This window comes from Haladaptatus sp. CMAA 1909, from assembly GCF_043952005.1.
Classification (GTDB): domain Archaea; phylum Halobacteriota; class Halobacteria; order Halobacteriales; family Haladaptataceae; genus Haladaptatus.
The window spans coordinates 370542-388169 of record NZ_JBIOAV010000002.1 but is presented as its reverse complement, the minus strand read 5'-3'; the positions used below and the strand labels follow the sequence as shown (position 1 = coordinate 388169).

General features: G+C 55.6%; 11 protein-coding genes. 8 read left to right on the top strand and 3 right to left on the bottom strand.

What is annotated here, in order from left to right:
• Nucleotides 1-41 precede the first annotated feature (41 nt).
• A complete protein-coding gene (locus ACGYLY_RS19980; RefSeq protein ID WP_395284775.1) occupies nucleotides 42-1445 on the top strand; it encodes a sulfatase in 1404 nt (467 codons plus the stop codon).
• Between the two features lie 168 nt (nucleotides 1446-1613).
• On the opposite strand, the gene ACGYLY_RS19975 is transcribed toward ACGYLY_RS19980, so the two are convergent.
• On the bottom strand, nucleotides 1614-2597 hold the full coding sequence (locus ACGYLY_RS19975) for a formylglycine-generating enzyme family protein (RefSeq protein WP_395284776.1): 984 nt from the start codon (nucleotides 2595-2597) through the stop codon (nucleotides 1614-1616).
• 267 nt (nucleotides 2598-2864) lie between these two features.
• Nucleotides 2865-3227, bottom strand: a complete 363-nt coding sequence (locus ACGYLY_RS19970; RefSeq protein ID WP_395284777.1) for a hypothetical protein — start codon at nucleotides 3225-3227, stop codon at nucleotides 2865-2867.
• A gap of 161 nt (nucleotides 3228-3388) precedes the next feature.
• Here ACGYLY_RS19970 and ACGYLY_RS19965 point away from each other — a divergent pair, with 161 nt between their 5' ends.
• From ACGYLY_RS19965 to ACGYLY_RS19945, 5 genes are all read left to right on the top strand, one after another.
• Nucleotides 3389-5626 carry a glycoside hydrolase family 3 N-terminal domain-containing protein gene (locus ACGYLY_RS19965; RefSeq protein WP_395284778.1) on the top strand — a complete coding sequence of 746 codons (2238 nt, stop codon included), beginning with the start codon at nucleotides 3389-3391 and terminating at the stop codon, nucleotides 5624-5626.
• A 175-nt stretch (nucleotides 5627-5801) separates the two neighbouring features.
• Nucleotides 5802-5930 (top strand): hypothetical protein, encoded by a 129-nt coding sequence (locus ACGYLY_RS19960; protein ID WP_395284779.1) that lies wholly within the window; start codon nucleotides 5802-5804, stop codon nucleotides 5928-5930.
• A 96-nt stretch (nucleotides 5931-6026) separates the two neighbouring features.
• Nucleotides 6027-8129, top strand: coding sequence for a beta-glucosidase (locus ACGYLY_RS19955; protein ID WP_395284780.1), 2103 nt, complete (start codon nucleotides 6027-6029; stop codon nucleotides 8127-8129).
• 143 nt (nucleotides 8130-8272) lie between these two features.
• Nucleotides 8273-9793, top strand: a complete 1521-nt coding sequence (locus tag ACGYLY_RS19950) for a sulfatase (protein WP_395284781.1) — start codon at nucleotides 8273-8275, stop codon at nucleotides 9791-9793.
• A 276-nt stretch (nucleotides 9794-10069) separates the two neighbouring features.
• On the top strand, nucleotides 10070-11401 hold the full coding sequence (locus ACGYLY_RS19945; protein ID WP_395284782.1) for a sulfatase: 1332 nt from the start codon (nucleotides 10070-10072) through the stop codon (nucleotides 11399-11401).
• A gap of 130 nt (nucleotides 11402-11531) precedes the next feature.
• Here the strand turns inward: ACGYLY_RS19945 and ACGYLY_RS19940 are convergent, their stop codons facing one another.
• Nucleotides 11532-13187, bottom strand: a complete 1656-nt coding sequence (locus tag ACGYLY_RS19940; RefSeq protein ID WP_395284783.1) for a sulfatase-like hydrolase/transferase — start codon at nucleotides 13185-13187, stop codon at nucleotides 11532-11534.
• Nucleotides 13188-13662: 475 nt separating this feature from the next.
• Here ACGYLY_RS19940 and ACGYLY_RS19935 point away from each other — a divergent pair, with 475 nt between their 5' ends.
• A complete protein-coding gene (locus ACGYLY_RS19935) occupies nucleotides 13663-15414 on the top strand; it encodes an ABC transporter substrate-binding protein (protein ID WP_395284784.1) in 1752 nt (583 codons plus the stop codon).
• Between the two features lie 103 nt (nucleotides 15415-15517).
• Complete coding sequence (locus ACGYLY_RS19930; protein WP_395284785.1) at nucleotides 15518-17620, top strand: ABC transporter permease subunit; 2103 nt, start codon at nucleotides 15518-15520, stop codon at nucleotides 17618-17620.
• Nucleotides 17621-17628 lie beyond the last annotated feature (8 nt).

Sequence of the window (17628 nt, the reverse complement as noted above, 5' to 3'; positions counted from 1 at the left end):
ACATAGAAAGAAATATATGAATTGTAGTTGGGTTCACAGTCGTGCCTGGTACAAGACAGCCCAATATCCTGCTACTGATAAGCGATCAGCATCGATTCGATTGGCTTGGAACGAACTCGAACGTTCCGGTGCGAACACCACATCTCGACGAACTTGCCGAGCGCGGGGTCCGGTTCACAAATACGGTCTGTCCGGTCCCCACCTGTGGCCCTTCACGGGCCTGTCTGGCGTCCGGTTACGAGTACGACCGCTGCGGCGTCCCGAGTAACCAGACGAGCTTTTCGCCTGGACGATCGACGTATTACGAACGGCTCCGCGACGATGCCGAATATCACGTTTCTGGGTGCGGAAAGTTCGACTTGCATAAGCCGGAGTACGTCTGGGGAGACGAAGGAGATTTTCTCCTCGAAGAGTGGGGCTTCTCGGCTGGGATAGATAGTGCCGGAAAAGGTGATGCCGTCATCAGCTGGGACGACGGACTGGAAGATCCTTACATGACGTACCTTGACAGTATGGGACTCGCTCAAGCACACGTCCAGGATCTACTATATGAGCGGCATCGAATATATGCGGATAAGGCATACGAGAACACGTCGCCGACGCCGCTCCCGCACGAGGCTTACATCGACAACTACATCGGGCGTAACGGAATGCACCTCCTCGATAAAGTCCCTCAGGATCGTCCATGGCACGCGGTAGTCAACTTCGCCGGACCACATGAACCGATGGACGTCAGCGAGGAGATGTACGGCTGGTATCGAGATCCCGACGTCAAATTCCCCCACCCGACGAATCCCGCTGGTGACTTGGACGAGGAGACCCATCAAGAGATCCGTCGGAACTACGCAGCGATGATAGAGAACATCGACCGATGGGTCGGGCGCTATATGGAGGAACTCACGTCCCGTGGTGAACTGACAAACACCATCGTCGTTTTCACGAGCGACCACGGGGAGATGCTGGGTGACCATGGGCTCTGGCAGAAACAGCACCCGTATCAGGGCTCGGTCGGTATTCCGCTCATCGTTGCCGGTCCTGGCATTCGGGAGAACTATGTAACGGACGAACCCACGAGCCTGCTCGATCTACACGCCACGTTCCTTGACTATGCCGGTGTCGATCCGGGCGACGTCGACAGCCGATCCCTCCGCCCCCTACTCGATGCCGAGACGGACAGCCACCGTGATGCGGTCTACGCCGGCTTCCAGTCGTGGCGAATGGCGTTCGACGGTCGATACAAGCTAGTCACCGGATACGATCCCGAAAGTCCCGAAGAGGCGATTAAATCCTACGCTCGACGTTTCACGTCGACACCGACGGATCTCTCGACCTGCCAGCATGTCCTCTTCGACCTCGAACGAAACGAACGCGAAGATGTCTCGGATTCACACCCAGAAATCGCTGCTCGACTTTTCGAGACCATCAAACATAATATCGGCATTTGAACGTAACGACAGTTGATCTAGGTCCGGGACTCTGAAGCGTACTTACCGGCATGTGGATCCTCCTGGAACACAGATCCGCTACCCATGCTCCTGGTTGCATCCGAACCAAGCAAGTACTGATACTGAATACATCGGATCCCTTCTGTGCTAGCGTCACGGATTGATGGCTCACTCCGCGTCAACGACGCAGCGGAAACCGATGTTCCCTGTCGAACTGTCCGGCGTGTTCTTGGATCGTGCCGCGACTCGATACCGGTTACACCATGATCGGTGGCAGAGATACGATCCGCCGCGCATGACTCGCTGATCTCCGTTTGAGGGTCCGCTCGGATTCGTATCGTCGAACGCATCGGTCGTGTGGTAGTCCGTGTTAAACCAGTCCTGACACCATTCCCAGACGTTGCCTGAGACGTTGTACAAGCCATAGCCGTTCGGGGAAAATTCGTTCACGGGTGCCGTCTTGGTGTAGCCATCGTCGCCGGTGTTGTTGTCCGGGAACTCCCCTTGCCAGATGTTGCACCGATGCTCGCCATCCGGTCGTAACTCATCCCCCCAGGGGAATCGTTTTCCTTCGAGGCCGCCGCGTGCGGCGTATTCCCACTCCGCTTCGGTCGGCAGTCGTTTCCCTGCCCACTTTGCATACGCCGCAGCATCACGCCAGGATACCTGGGTCACAGGATGGGCGAGTCGCGACTTCAGTGCGTTCGAACTCGGTCCTTCCGGTCGAACCCAGTACGCCCCACGGACGGCGACCCACCACGGAGCAGCGGGAACGTTTTGTATGATCTCATCTCGGTCCGCAGGAGCGACAAAATCCTCGAAAACAAAGGACCAGCCGAAGCGTTCCGCGTCCGTAACGTACTCGGTGTCCCTCACAAATTTGAGGAACTCCGCGTTCGTGACAGCGAATTTGTCGATGTAGAACGGGTCCACTGTTACTTCCCGAGGAGGTCCTTCACCATCCTGGGGAAAACCAACCTCCGAATTTGTCCCCATCGTGAACATATCACCGCCTATCTGAACCATCCGCTTCGTCCGCTTTTCTGCATCGCCAGACGAGACTGACACTGTAGATGCTGGCTCGGGGTCATCCGTAACTGCTCCTATCATCTTTCTTGACCCGGAACAGCATGCGGAATCTGGATCAGTCATGATTCGGAATACGCACTCGGTCACAAAAATGTTGTGCAGGAACAAAGCATGTAACTGTCAGATCCATCGCTCGCTCGCCGAAACTCACACTCCTGTTACTGTATATGACACCATCCGAATACTCCTGCCTGTCTCTGCGTAAAATCAGTCCGTTTCAATAAATCTCACTCATCTTGTGATTTCCAGTCGTCTGCTGAATCAGAGCTGGTGTGATCATGCACCACCAAATACACTATTGATATCTAATATGATATATGGTGTATGATATCACTCGTACTCACTCGTGATATAAGAAAAGAGCGGTCCAATTTCCTTGGTGTCGGTGTCCTCGAGCAGTTTCAATCCGAGTGCGACCACGAGCGGGTAATAGTGACGGAGTTTTTTCAGATCCAAATCTGTAGAGCGTTTCGACTCTAAACTGTGTTCACGGAAGACCAGTTCCAACTCTTCACGTAGTTGTTCAGGGAGATAGATCGTTATCCCGACCCACTCGGACTTCACGTCCACGTCATCGATCGGAAGTGGCGTGTTCTCTTTGGACTTGTTCGTCCACTGTTTCGCGATATTGGTATCCGATTCTTCGTGTTCTAATGCGCTCAAGTCCGAGCTATCCGACGAATCTTCACTCATAGGTAGTGGGGCGAGTATATGATGTCGTGCTTGGATCGATAGCCAACGGTTGATTCGATTGCCATTTTGTATTACCTGTATTACTGGTACAACTCCTGTCTCAAATAGTTTGCTATTGTTTGAATGGGTACTTTAATATGCTTCTCTCGTCGATATTCAGTATGAACAATGATCCCGTTTACTTTGATTCGAGCACATCGACCGAGGATCGGGTAACGGATCTACTTGATCGGATGACGCTCCGAGAGAAAGTCGGGCAAATGGTCGGAATGCATGTTGGGTCATTCAGCGACACGCAGCGGAAGGACCCTCGGGAAACCACATTGGAGGACGTCGAAGAAGCCATTCGAAACCATACTATCGGATCGACGACGCCGTTTGGGACGGGATTCGCACCGTACAACACGGTCGCTGTAGCGGGGCAGGTCGCGAATCGGCTGCAGCGAGTAGCGGTAAACGAAACGCGACTCGGTATTCCACTACTGATTCCGGTCGATGCGATCCACGGCCACGCGAACATCGAAGGAAGCACTGTATTCCCACACAATCTCGGCATGGCTTCGACGTGGAATGCTGATCTCATCAATCGTGCAGCACGTGTTACCGCAATAGAAATGTCTGCGACTGGGGCGAACCAGAACTATTCGCCAACTGCTGATATCGCCCGGGAACCGCGATGGGGGCGAACGTATGAAACGTACGGGGAATCTCCGCATCTGGTTGGCGAGTTAGTAGCAGCGGAGATACGTGGACTACAAGGTGAGGACCTGACCGAGCATACAGCGGTGGCCGCAACGGTGAAACACTACCCGGCAAGCAGCGATCCCACTCGGGGAGAAGATACAGCCCCTGTCGACATCTCGATGGGTACCCTCCGACGTGTCTTTCTCCCCCCCTTCGAACGAGCGATCGATGAAGACGTGGCGGCGCTAATGCCGATGTACAATGCGATCGGGAACGAGCCTGCACACGCTTCGGAGTTTTACCTAACCGAGATGCTCAGATCCCAACTCGGGTTCGATGGTGTAGTGTGCTCCGACTGGCTCGGTGTATGGATGCTAACGGAACGACACCGTACGGCCGATTCGCTCACAGATGCGATTGAGCAGGTCACGACCGCCGGACTCGACATCGCATCCGTTGGCGGTCCTCAACACGCCGAAATGTTGTTCGATCTAGTCAAGTCTGGAATCATTCACGAATCTCTCATCGACCGGAGCGTTCGACGAATCCTTCGCTTGAAATTCGAATTAGGGTTGTTCGAGGACCCCTACGTCTCGCCCGAGTTCGCCATCAAGAGCGTCGGATCCGATGCTCACCGACAGGTCGCGCGTGAAGCCGCACAACGCTCGATTATCCTGCTTCAAAATCGCGATGAAGCACTTCCAATGACCAGCGCCAACGAGTTGTTCATCACGGGACCGAACGCGGATTCCCTTGACAATCTCCTTGGCGGATGGACGGTACTTGGATTCGACGAATCGTACGGGCCGACCGTCAGGAAAGGACTGGAAGAGGCTGTCGATTCGGAAACGAATGTGGCGTACGAGCCGGGAATTCGATCCGGAGAGTTGTCGGATCCAGCGAAAGTTTCCGCCAAAGCAAGAAACGCCGACGTAACCGTCGTCGTTCTCGGCGAGCCCTGGTACCTTCACGAGTTCGGACTGAGCTGGATGAACGACGCAACGGACGGTTTTCCGCGAAGAAATCAGCTCGGACTGCCCAACAGCCAACGGAATCTCTTAGAGGCGGTCGACACGCCAGATACAACGACGATTCTCGTCGTCGTTACGGGTCGTCCGCTGATACTGACCGAGGCGATCGATCACGCTGACGGGGTTATTATGGCGTTCTTCCCCGGCATAGAGGGTGGCAGGGCTATTGCAGACGTCCTTCTGGGCGACTGTAATCCATCTGGTCGTCTTCCCATTTCGGTTCCGCGATCCATTGGCGACCTCCCGGTTAGACACGACTGGCTCCCTCACCCGAGCCCGATAGGAAGCGGGGCACATCTCCCCTCTTACGATCCGCTGTTCGAGTTCGGATTCGGGCTGAGTTATACCGAATTTACATACGAATCGATCGAACTTTCGGAGGAGCGAATTTCTGACGGCGAGGAAGTCACGGTGGAAGTAACTGTGACGAATAGCGGCGATCGGGATGGAATCGAAACGGTTCAGTTGTTCGGACAGCATCTTCGCAGTTCCGTCGTGACACCTGTTCGTGAGTTGAAAGGGTTTGCACAGGCAAACCTATCCAGCGGTGAGACGAAGACGGTTCAGTTCACCCTCTCCGCTACCGATCTCGCTGTCATCGGACCGGACGGTACCCGTTCGATAGAATCGGGCCAGTTCGAACTCTACGTCGACAACCTGAGTAAGGTACTGACCATTGAGTAATACGAGTATTACTATCTCTCGATGGGCTGTTCATCGAGCGGTATTGTTACCGAATATCACAGAATGGCGTTGGTACTGAAACCGTAGTCAATGGTGTTACAGTTTTAGTACCGTAACGGGTTGTGACAGTGGTAGTATTGTAATGGAATGCATAGTCAGCGCTGGTGGATTACGAATGAGCACAGGAGTAAAACTAGTATTACTAGGAATACTACCATCGATTCCAGGGGTCGAACGTGGAGAATTAGATTCCAAAGAGGAGTATTGCAGGTTCACCATCCCGATCGATATTGGAGTGGATTGATGCGGAGATATGCTTCGCAGTTCTCCGGAATTACCCGTAATACCGGTCATAGCACCCACTATGTTTATCAAGACTAGGTGGGATGGAGGAGTACAGATGGCGATAGCAGACGCTAGCGTTACGAAGCTTGTAGAAGAGCTAACCCTCGAAGAGAAGGTACAACTCGTCCATGGAGCAGCAGACCCGGCCGGGTTGGCCACGGGATATCTCCCGGGTGTAGAACGACTCGGAATTCCGGAGTTCCGACTCGCCGATGGACCATTGGGAGTCCGAACCAATGGGCAACCCGCAACCCTATTCCCGGCATCGATCGCCCTCGCTGCGACGTTCGATCCGACTCTTGCACGGAGACAGGGCGTCATCATGGGTCGTGAAGCAAAGGCACGCAACCAAGATGCGTTGCTCGGTCCGGGAGTCAATCTGATTCGTGTTCCACACTGTGGACGAAATTTCGAGTACTATTCCGAGGATCCAGTCCTGACAGCAGCGTTCGCACGTGCTAGCGTCGAGGGTATTCAATCCGAGGATGTCGTTGCGACCCCGAAGCACTACGTCGCCAACAACCAAGAGACCAACCGAGCATCGGTCGACGTCGACGTCAGCGACCGTGCGCTCAGGGAATGTTATCTTCCCGGTTTCAAAGCGGCAGTCGAGGCCGGTGCTGGGTCTGTGATGACAGCCTACAACAGCGTCAATGGGGCGTCTATGAGCGAAAACCGACAGCTGGTTACCGACGTATTGAAGGACGAATGGGGGTTCGAGGGGTACGTCGTCTCGGATTGGTTCGGAACTGTAAATACCGTTAGTTCGGCCAATGGAGGACTCGATCTCGAAATGCCCGGAATCACTCGTGAGGAGATGTGGAAGGCGTTCGGACTCGAACCTAACGACGGTGACAGTGAGTCGGTATTTGGCGAAACGGACGACGTATCGGATGGAATGCCGGATATGTCGAATACGAATCTGTTCGCTGATCCGCTCGTTGAAGCGGTTCAAACTGGCGAGGTCCCCGAGGAACGAATAAACGACATGGTGACGAGAATCCTGCGTCAGATGGAACGAATCGGATCCTTCGACGACGACGAGAGCGAGGGGGAGACCGAGAAGCGTGGACATCGATCGGTTTCAGAATCGATCGCAGCGCGTGGTACTGTACTTCTGAAGAACGACGATGTCCTCCCACTGGCGGATGATACGGATATCGCAGTGGTGGGGCCAGGTGTCCGAGAGATAACGACCGGCGGTGGTTCGTCCGAGATGGACGCCCTCCATGAAGTTCCGACTGCCGAGGGAATCCAGAACCGAGCAGACGGTACTGTTACCGTCGAACGTGGTCTTCCCGAGGTCGAACAAATCTCGTTCTTTGGCGGTAGTGAGGACGACGACGATCGAGGTCCAGAACCGAATTTCGACGACGCAATCGAGGCTGCAGCGGACGCGGACGTCGCTATCGTCGTCGTTCAAGATTCTGCAGCCGAAGCGGTAGACCGCGAAGACCTGCGACTTCCGGGACGGCAGGAGGAACTCATCGAGGAAGTTGCAGCGGTCAACGATACCACGGTCGTGGTAGTGCAGTCGAGCGGGCCCATCGAACTGCCGTGGCGAACCGACGTCGGGGCAGTGCTGGAGTCGTGGTATCCGGGACAATCCGATGGAGACGCGCTCGCAGCGGTGCTATTCGGAGACATCGATGCGAGCGGCCGCCTTCCAGTCACATTCGCGAATGAAGAAGAGTATCCGATATCTCCAAAGAAGACGTTCCCCGGAGAAGATGGTGAGGTACAGTATTCCGAAGGGCTGTTCGTCGGATACCGTCATTTCGATGCGTCTGATATTGACCCGATTTATCCATTCGGTCACGGGCTATCCTATGCCGAGTTCGTGTATCACTCGGGAGAGGTCGTGGACGACCGGCAACTGCGAGTCACTGTAGAAAACACATCCGAGCGTGACGGCCGTGAGGTTGTACAAGCGTACGCTCAGCCGTCGGTCGTCGAGGAAGACCGGCCAGTTCGGGAACTCGCCGGTTTCGAACCGGTGACTATTCCCGCCGGCGAGACGGTAACCGTCGATGTCGATCTCGACGATTTGGCCTTTACTCGGTATGACGAGACGGATGGTTGGACCGCTCTCGAAGGGCCCTTCACGATCGAAATCGCCCGTTCAGCAACGGATACCAGACTGGAGGTAACGTTGTAACTGAACAGCGAAGAATTCGTTCCTGCGGATAGCAATCCACAGTTGGGATGGTCGTAGCAGATCATTCCCTCTACCCGGTTTTCCAATCCTGTCTATCGGGAGTAGATACGCTTTTTTACCTCTGTGAAATAGCTGGGGATGGAATGAGAGTCTTATACATAGACGCTGACTCGCTCCGTCCCGACCACTTGGGTTGTTACGGATACGAACGCGATACCTCGCCGAACATCGACAGAATCGCGGACGAAGCGCGTCTGTTCACGAACTACTACGTCTCGGATGCGCCCTGCCTACCATCGCGGACGGCGTATTTTTCGGGACGTTTCGGCATCCACACTGGCGTAATCGGTCACGCCGGAATCAATGCAGATATTCGACACCGCGGAGACATGCGCGGGCATACGAATCGCGGTAAATACCGAACGTTACCGTCCGCGCTTCGGATGGAAGGACATCAAACTACGTTCATCAGTCCGTTTCCGCAGCGTCACGGAGCCTGGCACGCCATCGATGGCTTCGAGGAGTGGATCGATACGGGCGGATTTGGTGTAGAGCGCGCTGATGTGGTCTATCCACACGCCGAGGAGTGGCTTCGGGAGAACGCCTGCAATGAAGATTGGTACCTCCACGTCAATTTCTGGGATCCACACACTCCCTATGACACACCGTCGGAGTTTGGGAATCCCTTCGCCGACGATCCTGCCCCAAAGTGGCTGACGGACGAACACATTCGAGAGCAGTACGAAAGTTATGGACCACACAGCGCTCATGACCTTCACCATGGCTATTTGAGCGGCGATGGCCCAGATGAGTTGGAGCGGACACCGGACGAGATTCGAGACCGAAGGGATTTCGACCGTTGGGTCGACGGCTACGATGTCGGAATCCGCTATATGGATGAATATATCGGTCGGATGGTGGAGCTGCTGAAAGATCAGGGGGTCTACGACGAAACCGTGATCGTCGTTTCGGCCGATCACGGGGAGAATTTGGGCGAACTCAACGTCTACGGCGACCACCAGACAGCTGATGATACAACCTGTCGCGTCCCGCTGATCATCAAGGGCCCCGGCATCAAATCAGGAGTGGACGATGATTTGCACTACCACCTCGATTTCTCCGCCACGCTCGTTGATCTCGTCGCCGGAGACATCCCAGAAGGGTGGGATGGGCAGTCGTTCTTGGGATCCCTCACCGACGGAAAATCTGAAGGACGTGAATTCTTGGTCACCGGACAGGGCGCATGGGCATGTCAACGCGGTGTTCGATGGGACGATTGGCTCCTCCTTCGAACCTACCACGATGGCTGGCGGGACTTCGCTCCCGTCGAACTGTATAATCTCTCCTCCGATCCCCATGAGACCGAAAACGTCGCCAAAGACCATCCGGCGATCGCAGAGCATGGGATGGCGCTGTTGAACCTCTGGCGCGGTCAACGCGGTATCGACGCTGCGATCGGTGACAACGGCGGAAATTCCGAGGCACCTCGATCGCTGACCGATCCGATATTCGAGGTGATACGTGACGGTGGTTCGTTCTATCTTCGGGGGAACATGGACACCTACACCGCGCGGCTTCGCGAAACCGGACGTGAGGAGTGCGCCGAAAAGATCGAGGAACGCGATGGAATCGTGAACCAAAACTACAGCGAATACCTCCCCTGAGCGGTTCGTTTCGGTCTGATAGTCACCGATGGCCGCCTTCGATTTATATGCGGTTCCAGTTGTGACCTGTATTTCCGTTCTTTAGCAGCGCTGAAATCGATCGTCGTCGATGAGAGGAGGTTCTCATCGAACCGAGTGAACCACGGAAACGGGTTTCGAAAGGTAAATTGATACAACGATCGGTCCGTCCCCGATCGTTCGTTCCGAGGTGTCCCGACGATGACTACGGGGAGGCTATCGAAAACAGTTATAAGTGGTTGAGCGTATACGCAAACGATGTCCGAGAATCAGCCGAACGTGTTGTTACTACTTACCGATCAGCATCAAGCGCGAGCCCTCGGCGCTGTAAACGAAGAATTTCACACCCCAGCACTCGATTCCCTCGCAGCGGATGGAGCGCTATTTTCGAACGCCTACTGTACGCACCCTCAGTGTTCACCTTCGAGATCATCGCTGGTGACGGGTCGATATCCTCACCAAACGGGTGTGAGGACGCTTTCGAACTGGGGTCCCTATGAATTGGACCCGGAATCCAACAGCGTCGGCAGGACGCTCCAAGATGTGGGATACGAAACTATGTGGGCGGGCCGATGGGATCTTGGCGCCGAGAATATAACCGAACTCGGGTGGGAATTCACTCGAAATGTCGATTTGACGGGATCACAAGGTGACGAGGCCCTCAAACGCGATCGGACTACTGCTACTGAAGTACAACGGTATCTAAAGGGAGACGACAGCACGAACCCGTTCTTCGTTACTGCATCGTTCAATCTACCACACCCGGTTTATTTCGAGGATGAAGAATTCAGCGAGTACTACGACCGCAACAACATCTCGATTCCCACGAGTTTTGACGATGATCTTTCCGGGAAGCCACCGTTCCATAGGGAACGGGCAAACCATTCAGAGTGTCAACTCACAGAGGACGAGGTACGTGAGATTCGCTATCGCTACCGAACGATGACGTCACGGGTTGATTCGTATATTGGTGATATCCTCGATACACTCCGTGACGAAGGCTTATACGAAGATACAGTGGTCATCTTCACCGCCGATCACGGCGACATGCAGGGTGCACACCGTCTCAACAAGAAAGGCGTAGTTGCCTACGAAGAAATCCTGCGCGTTCCGCTCATCGTCAGGCACCCCGAGCTGGAGGTGGTCCGGAATACGATACCGGATCTCGTCTCGAATGCTGCTGTTCCGGGAACGATCGTCGACGTGGCGAATGGATTAGGCTCCGAGAAGTTCGAAGGGGGAAGTCTGATTCCCGCGATGCGACGTTCAGAACCATCATCGAACCAGCGCGTGTTCTTCGAACACAACTTCGCGTACTGGGGGCATCACCCGTATCGAGGCATCCGTACTGAGGAGTGGAAATACGTCGAATACCCGAAGGACGACACAGCCGAACTGTACAATCTCACGACGGACCCCTATGAGATGACGAATCTCTACTCTGAATCCGACTGCGCCGATATCGTCGCGGATCTCGACGCCGAATTGGAGGTGTGGTGGACCAGTATAGGCGGAGACACGGTAGAGTGGGAGACGGAGCCCGAAGTTGGTTTTTCCACAGCGGAGGGAGCGAAAGGGAGCAACGACTGAACCATCGGTACCGCAGAATCCAGTCTGAAGAGCCGATAGCTGTACCCGAGGAACCGTCATCCGGAGGAATGATTCCTTCGACTATTCCACTTGAACGTGTGACGTTTTCATGCGGGACGTCCGCCGAGGATCATCCTCCGATCACGAACTCCGCCTCTTGAATGCCGCTTTCCTCGTATCCGTATCTGATCGCTTTCGTTCTGATCGTAGTTCCCCCCTCTTCCAATTTGAGGGGTCCAGTATATAGCTGCCAGTGCGGATCTTCGGTCTGTTCCGTGGTGTACACGATAGACGCTCCTTGAGTATCGCAGTGGATCGTGACGGTCGCCGGGACTGTGAAGTCGCCGCCGTCTGGTGTCGCTTCGGTCATCCTGTTCTCAGGAGCATTCGGGACGAACGTCGGCGTCGCCGTCGTTGGTTGGTCCCCATCCGGCCACATCCGGTTGACCATTTGTGTCTCGTCCACGTGGCCTCGGTCGTCAATCTCCGCCAACCAGTCGTCCATCGCCGTTCGTAACTCCGCGAGGATTTCCGAATGAGCCGGATCGTCCGCGAGGTTCTCTATCTCGTGCGGGTCCGTCTCGAGGTCGTAGAGCTCCTCGGTCGGTCGTCCACCGGATAATAACCGTGCTGCGGGATTTTCGAGCGTTCCTTCTGCGTGCAGTCGAAGGAGGTCCTGCATCGCCGCGCCACGAGCTCGAAATGGCACCCACACCAACGGCGGGTTGGACGGATCGTAATTTCGTATGTACTTGAACCGCTCACCTCGTATCGAGCGGACCATGTCGTAGCTTTCGTCGATCCGATCCCGAGCCGCCATCAAATATTCCCGGGGTTCGTCGGCTTTGGACCCGAGGAATGGCCGTCCGTGCATCCACGTCGGGACATCGACACCGGCAAGCGACAGCACTGTCGGTCCAAGATCGAGAAGGCTGACTAAACGGCGGCTCCGTTCACCGCCGTCTATTTTCCCCGGCCATCGAACGATCAGGGGAACGTTTAGCCCGGATTCGTACAACGTCCGTTTGGCACGAGGGAGACCTTCCCCGTGGTCGCTCCAGATAAACACGACAGTATTCTCCGAAAGCCCGTCCTCCCGTAACTGATGCAGTAGTCGACCGATCTCGTCGTCTGAACGCTCGATATTGTCGTACTGGCGTGCGATTGCCTTTCTCACGCCTTCAGTGTCCGGTAAATACGGTGGGATATCCACAGCGGCGGGGTCGGTTTCTGGTTCTCCCTGTACGCCGGTCATCCCGTTTTCCCACATTCCGCTCTCGTGTGTGCGTATCGGATTGAACACCGAGAAAAACGGCTGCTCGTCGTCGGGGCGATTTCGCCAGTGTGCGGTATCGTGATTTTCATTCCAGATCGACACTGGTGGGACAAAATCGAATTTACCCTCACCGAGATTGTCGAACTGGTAGTCCGTCTTTTGATTGTTTGTACAGAAATATCCGGCCGCTCGCAAGTACTCCGGAAACGCCGTGACGTAATGGGGTGGGACGGAGGAATACGGCGTTGGAAGTTCGGGAGTCGAGTCGTTCACATGTTTCGTACGCATATGGTGCGCCCCGATCGACGTTTGATAGCATCCCGTAATTATCGAAGCTCGGGACGGCGCACAGACACCGGCGGTTGCACATGCGTCCGTGTAGACGCGCCCTTCGTCCGCAATTCTGTCGATATTCGGTGTCTCGACGAGTTCGTCTCCGTAGCAACCGAATCGCGGGCTCGTATCTTCGAGAGAAATCCAGAGGATGTTCGGTGGAGTGTCCGTATCCATATTCCAGTCGTATTTACGCGCTACATTAGTTCTTTCTCCTTCTCGCCCCTCACCGTCAGTAATCGCGGAGCTAACGAAGACATGTCGTTGAAACGACCAGCGGGAGACGGATAAGATGACCCGAACAGGTCCGTTGTGAACGACCTGTCCGGATATACCGGTAAGACTGGTATTACTCTCGCACGGATTCGAGTACGAGCGTTGTGGTGTGCCGTGCAACTTCACCAATTTTCCACCGTCCCTGTCGACATACTACGAAAGGTTTCGTGACGACGCAGAGTATCAACGCCCACCCGTTGATCGCAGAGTTTGATTTCGAGGCTGTCGAACGAAATCCGGACCACTGATCCGGACCGCTGTCCGCTACCGTATCGAACGGGAGAATCATATCGGTAGGCGGCTGAAGGGGTATCACGAATATTGATCTAAAGGATAATTATAAATATACCCTCTACTATAGCGATTATAGACGCCAATGGTTGACAAAGACAACAGCCGATCGTCCCGACGAGATTGGCTTCGGGTTTTAGGAGCGGGGTCGGCAACACTGCTGGCCGGCTGCTCCGGTGAGACACCCGAACCCGGGAACCAAGATTCTGGGGAGAACATAGTTGACAGGACGTTTTACAACGCGACCTGGGCTCTGCCAGACAAAGCGCAGTTCAATAGTTACAATCCTACGTCGTACGCGAATTTCCCCGCCTACGCGCTCTTCGGGTGGTTCGCTCGCTACGCACAGTCGAGCGGCGAGTGGATCCCTCACCTAATGAAGGATTGGAGTTTCTCCGGGACATCGATTACCTTGAACCTTGACGATAGATTTGTCTGGCATAATGGCGACCCGGTCACCGCCAAGGACGTGGAGACGAAACTCCGCGTCGAACATGCCATGGAGGGTACGACGTCCAACTTTGTCGAGGAGGTAAAAGTACCGGACGAGACGACGGTCACCATCGAACTCAAGAGCGAGACGAACCAAAATCTCCTGTACCACAACTTGCTGACGTTGATGATGGACACCCCGAAGAGCGTGTTCGGGGAGTACGTGGCTGACGTCAAATACGACGACGGGGATTATTCGAGCGTGCAAGAAGAGATCGTGCAGTTCAGTTGGGACGAACCGGTCGGCTGGGGACCGTTCAAGTACAGTCAACGAAGCGGCCAGCAGATCGAACTGACGAAGTTCGAGGACCACCCCAATGCGGACAAGGTCAATTTCGGGACCCTTGCGTACAGGTACGTCGAGAACAAACAACAGAAGATGCAGGCGTACCTCGCCGAACGGATGAGCGGTGGAGGGATGATCCCAACGAAGTCGGTGTACGACCAGCTCCCTGACCAGTTCCAGGAGTGGGATTTCCTGCGTGGGCTCGGGTTCGCCCTGCACTTCAACCAGAACCGGGAGGAATTCCAGGACGTACGGGTTCGAAAGGCCCTCTCTCACGTGCTCGACCGGAACCCCATGGTCAAGAATACGAGCGTTGTCGGACCCGAACCGCTGAAATATGATACAGGGTTCCACGGTAAGGAGGAAAAGCAGCGGCGGTACATCGGCGACGACTTGGATCAGTTCACCATGTACAACGACACGCAGAAAGCTACCTCGCTACTGAAGGATGCGGGGTTCTCCAAGGAGGGGGGCCAATGGATCAAACCCGGCGGCGACCCGTTCAAGCTGACGCTCAAAGCCGCGTCCGGGTTCAGCGCGTGGCGAGTCGGCACAAACGAGGCGACGCGTCAGTTGAAAGAGTTCGGGATCAAGGCCGAGTTCGCTCCAATCGAGGTCAGTACGTACCTCGCCAAGACCCTTCCGAATGGCGATTTCGACATCGGTGCATCCTTCGTCGGGGAAAAGATCCTGCATCCGCTTCCTGACCTTCAAACTGCGTTCTACGGATACTCCAGTTTCCAACCGGACATCGGCACTCCCGAGAAGTTCTCGGTCCCGATGCCGGTCGCCAACCCGTCCGGATCCACGGAGACGGTAAACGTGAAGGATCTGATCGCCCAGATTACATCGACGTCGGGCGAGGAGAGCCAGAAGCTGATCAAACAGCTCTCCTGGGTCTACAATCAGACCATGCCGACCTACGTCGTGTTCTCGAGTCGGGGGTTCAGTTTCCTCAACTCGAGCAACTGGAGCGCTCCGAGTGACGCGCAAACCGGCGACGTGTCCTATCCAGTCGCGTTCATGATGCACAAGGGCCAGATCCAAGCCAAGCAGTAACCGGATGTCGCCTGCTACCGACCGGATCGCTCATTGTGTAATTTAAGTGTACAGACGAAATTCATACATCAAAATAATGATTAACAGTTCATTGAAGAAGCACGTGGGACGGATCGTTCAGGCGCTGTTCAGCATCTGGTTCGTCCTCACGTTCACGTTCGGCCTCGTCCGGTTGCTTCCGGGTGGCCCGATGGATTACCTCAAGGCACAGCTCGTACAGCAAAATATCGATAGTTCGACCCTACAGAGCCAGGTCGAAGCGTACACGAACATCACGCCGAACGAATCCATCCCGGTCCAGTACGTCCAGTACGTCACATCCGTTCTCCAAGGTGACTTCGGGCGTTCGATCTGGTACGATCAGTCGGTGAGCTCGATCATCCTTCAGGCACTGCCATGGAGTTTGCTTCTCGTGGCGGTCTCGCTCTCCCTTATTTACCTCATCGGGATCACCAGTGGCGCGTTCATGGCCTACAGTGAAGGGAGTCGGTTCGACAGCGTGATGTCGACGGTCGCGATCCTTCTGAACTCGATCCCGTCTTATGTGGCGGGCGTGATCTTCCTGTATTTCCTCGGATATCGCTGGCGACTCTTTCCCATCGGCGGGCGGATGAACGACGCCACCCACGTTGGGCTCAACTGGCCGTTCATCGCCGGGGTACTGGAACATCTCACGTTACCCGTGACGGCGTTCGTCCTCACCGCGTTCGGGTTCCGAGCGCTCACGATGCGCGGGAACAGCATCAGCGTCCTAGGGGAGGAGTTCGTTCGCGTCGCGCAGTTGCGGGGGCTCCCCGGGAGGCACATCGCGCTCCAGTACGTCGGTCGGAACGCAATCCTTCCGCTGTACACCGGTCTCCTGATCTCGATTGGACGGCTGCTGGGGGCGACCGTGATCGTCGAAAAGATCTTCAGATACCGCGGGATCGGCTACTACATGTTACAGGCGATAAACGCCCGGGACTACCCCCTTATGATGGGCTGTTTTATCGTGATTACCGTCACGGTCGTGCTCGGCGTGTACATCGCTGATCTCACCTATCGGCTGATCGATCCGAGGGCCGATACGCGGAGCGAAACCCCGAACGTCACGGTGGGCAGCCTCTGGGATCGGCTCAAATCCTGGTTCATCAACCAGCGTCGGCGTGCCACCGGGGAGGACTCGAGCGGGGAGGAACGCTCCGCATTCTCCGACAAACGTGCGAAGTTGGCGGAGACGCAATTCGGTACGGTCGCCGGCTCGACGACCACGGCCACCGAGTCCAGCCAAAACGGCCTCTACCAGTACTTCGTCGTTCCGCTCCGGATCATTTGGGAGGACTGGCGCACCAGGGTCGGACTCGGAATCATCCTCCTCTACGTGGTCGTGGGAATCTTTGGCCCGCTCATACTCTCCGCCCCCGAGTCTGGGCAGGCTCCGAGGGCGCTCCAAGCGTTTCAGTCGATGGCTCATCCCTTCGGAACGGATCAGGCGGGACGAGACCTCCTCTCGCTCATCGTTTACGCCACGAGACCGATGCTCGAGATGATTCTCGTCGGTGCCTTCTTCGCGACGACGGTCGCATCGCTTATCGGAATCACCGCCGGCTACGCGGGAGGGATGATTGATCGGATCCTGATGACACTCTCGGACGTGACGCTCTCGATCCCAGGAATCCCGCTCGCCATCGTGCTCGCGGTCCTCTTCCAACCCACGGAACCGGCCGTCATCGGGCTGCTCCTAACCGTCAACGCTTGGGGTGGCATCGCCCGGCAGATCCGCTCGGAGACGATCGCCATTCGGAAACACCACTACGTCGAAGCCTCCCAGGTGATGGGAGTCTCTTCGACTCGAATCCTCTACAAGGAGGTTCTGCCGAACATCCTCTCGTTCATCATGATCAAGTTCGTCGGAAGCGCCCGACGCGTCGTCTTCGCGTCGGTGGGGCTGTACTTCCTTGGGGTGCTCCCCTACACGCTCCTGCACTGGGGCGTGATCATGCAGATCGCGTACGAGGGTGGCGCACTCCTCACGCCCGATCTGGCCTATTGGCTGTTCATCCCCATGTTCGCGATCGTTTTCCTGAACTACGGGTTCATCCTGTTTGCACAGGGGACCGACCGACTCCTAAACCCACGTATCAGGGCCAAGCACAAGAAGCAACAGCAGATACAAGGGAATCAATCCCGCAAAGAGAGCCACGCGCAGCCAACAACCCGTAACTAACCAATCGA

Coding starts and splice junctions, on each gene's coding strand:
- ACGYLY_RS19975 (WP_395284776.1), bottom strand. CDS start 2,597: ATGACTGATCCAGATTCCGCATGCTGTTCCGGGTCAAGAAAGATGATA.
- ACGYLY_RS19970 (WP_395284777.1), bottom strand. CDS start 3,227: ATGAGTGAAGATTCGTCGGATAGCTCGGACTTGAGCGCATTAGAACAC.
- ACGYLY_RS19965 (WP_395284778.1), top strand. CDS start 3,389: ATGAACAATGATCCCGTTTACTTTGATTCGAGCACATCGACCGAGGAT.
- ACGYLY_RS19960 (WP_395284779.1), top strand. CDS start 5,802: ATGAGCACAGGAGTAAAACTAGTATTACTAGGAATACTACCATCGATT.
- ACGYLY_RS19955 (WP_395284780.1), top strand. CDS start 6,027: ATGGCGATAGCAGACGCTAGCGTTACGAAGCTTGTAGAAGAGCTAACC.
- ACGYLY_RS19950 (WP_395284781.1), top strand. CDS start 8,273: ATGAGAGTCTTATACATAGACGCTGACTCGCTCCGTCCCGACCACTTG.
- ACGYLY_RS19945 (WP_395284782.1), top strand. CDS start 10,070: ATGTCCGAGAATCAGCCGAACGTGTTGTTACTACTTACCGATCAGCAT.
- ACGYLY_RS19940 (WP_395284783.1), bottom strand. CDS start 13,187: ATGGATACGGACACTCCACCGAACATCCTCTGGATTTCTCTCGAAGAT.
- ACGYLY_RS19935 (WP_395284784.1), top strand. CDS start 13,663: ATGGTTGACAAAGACAACAGCCGATCGTCCCGACGAGATTGGCTTCGG.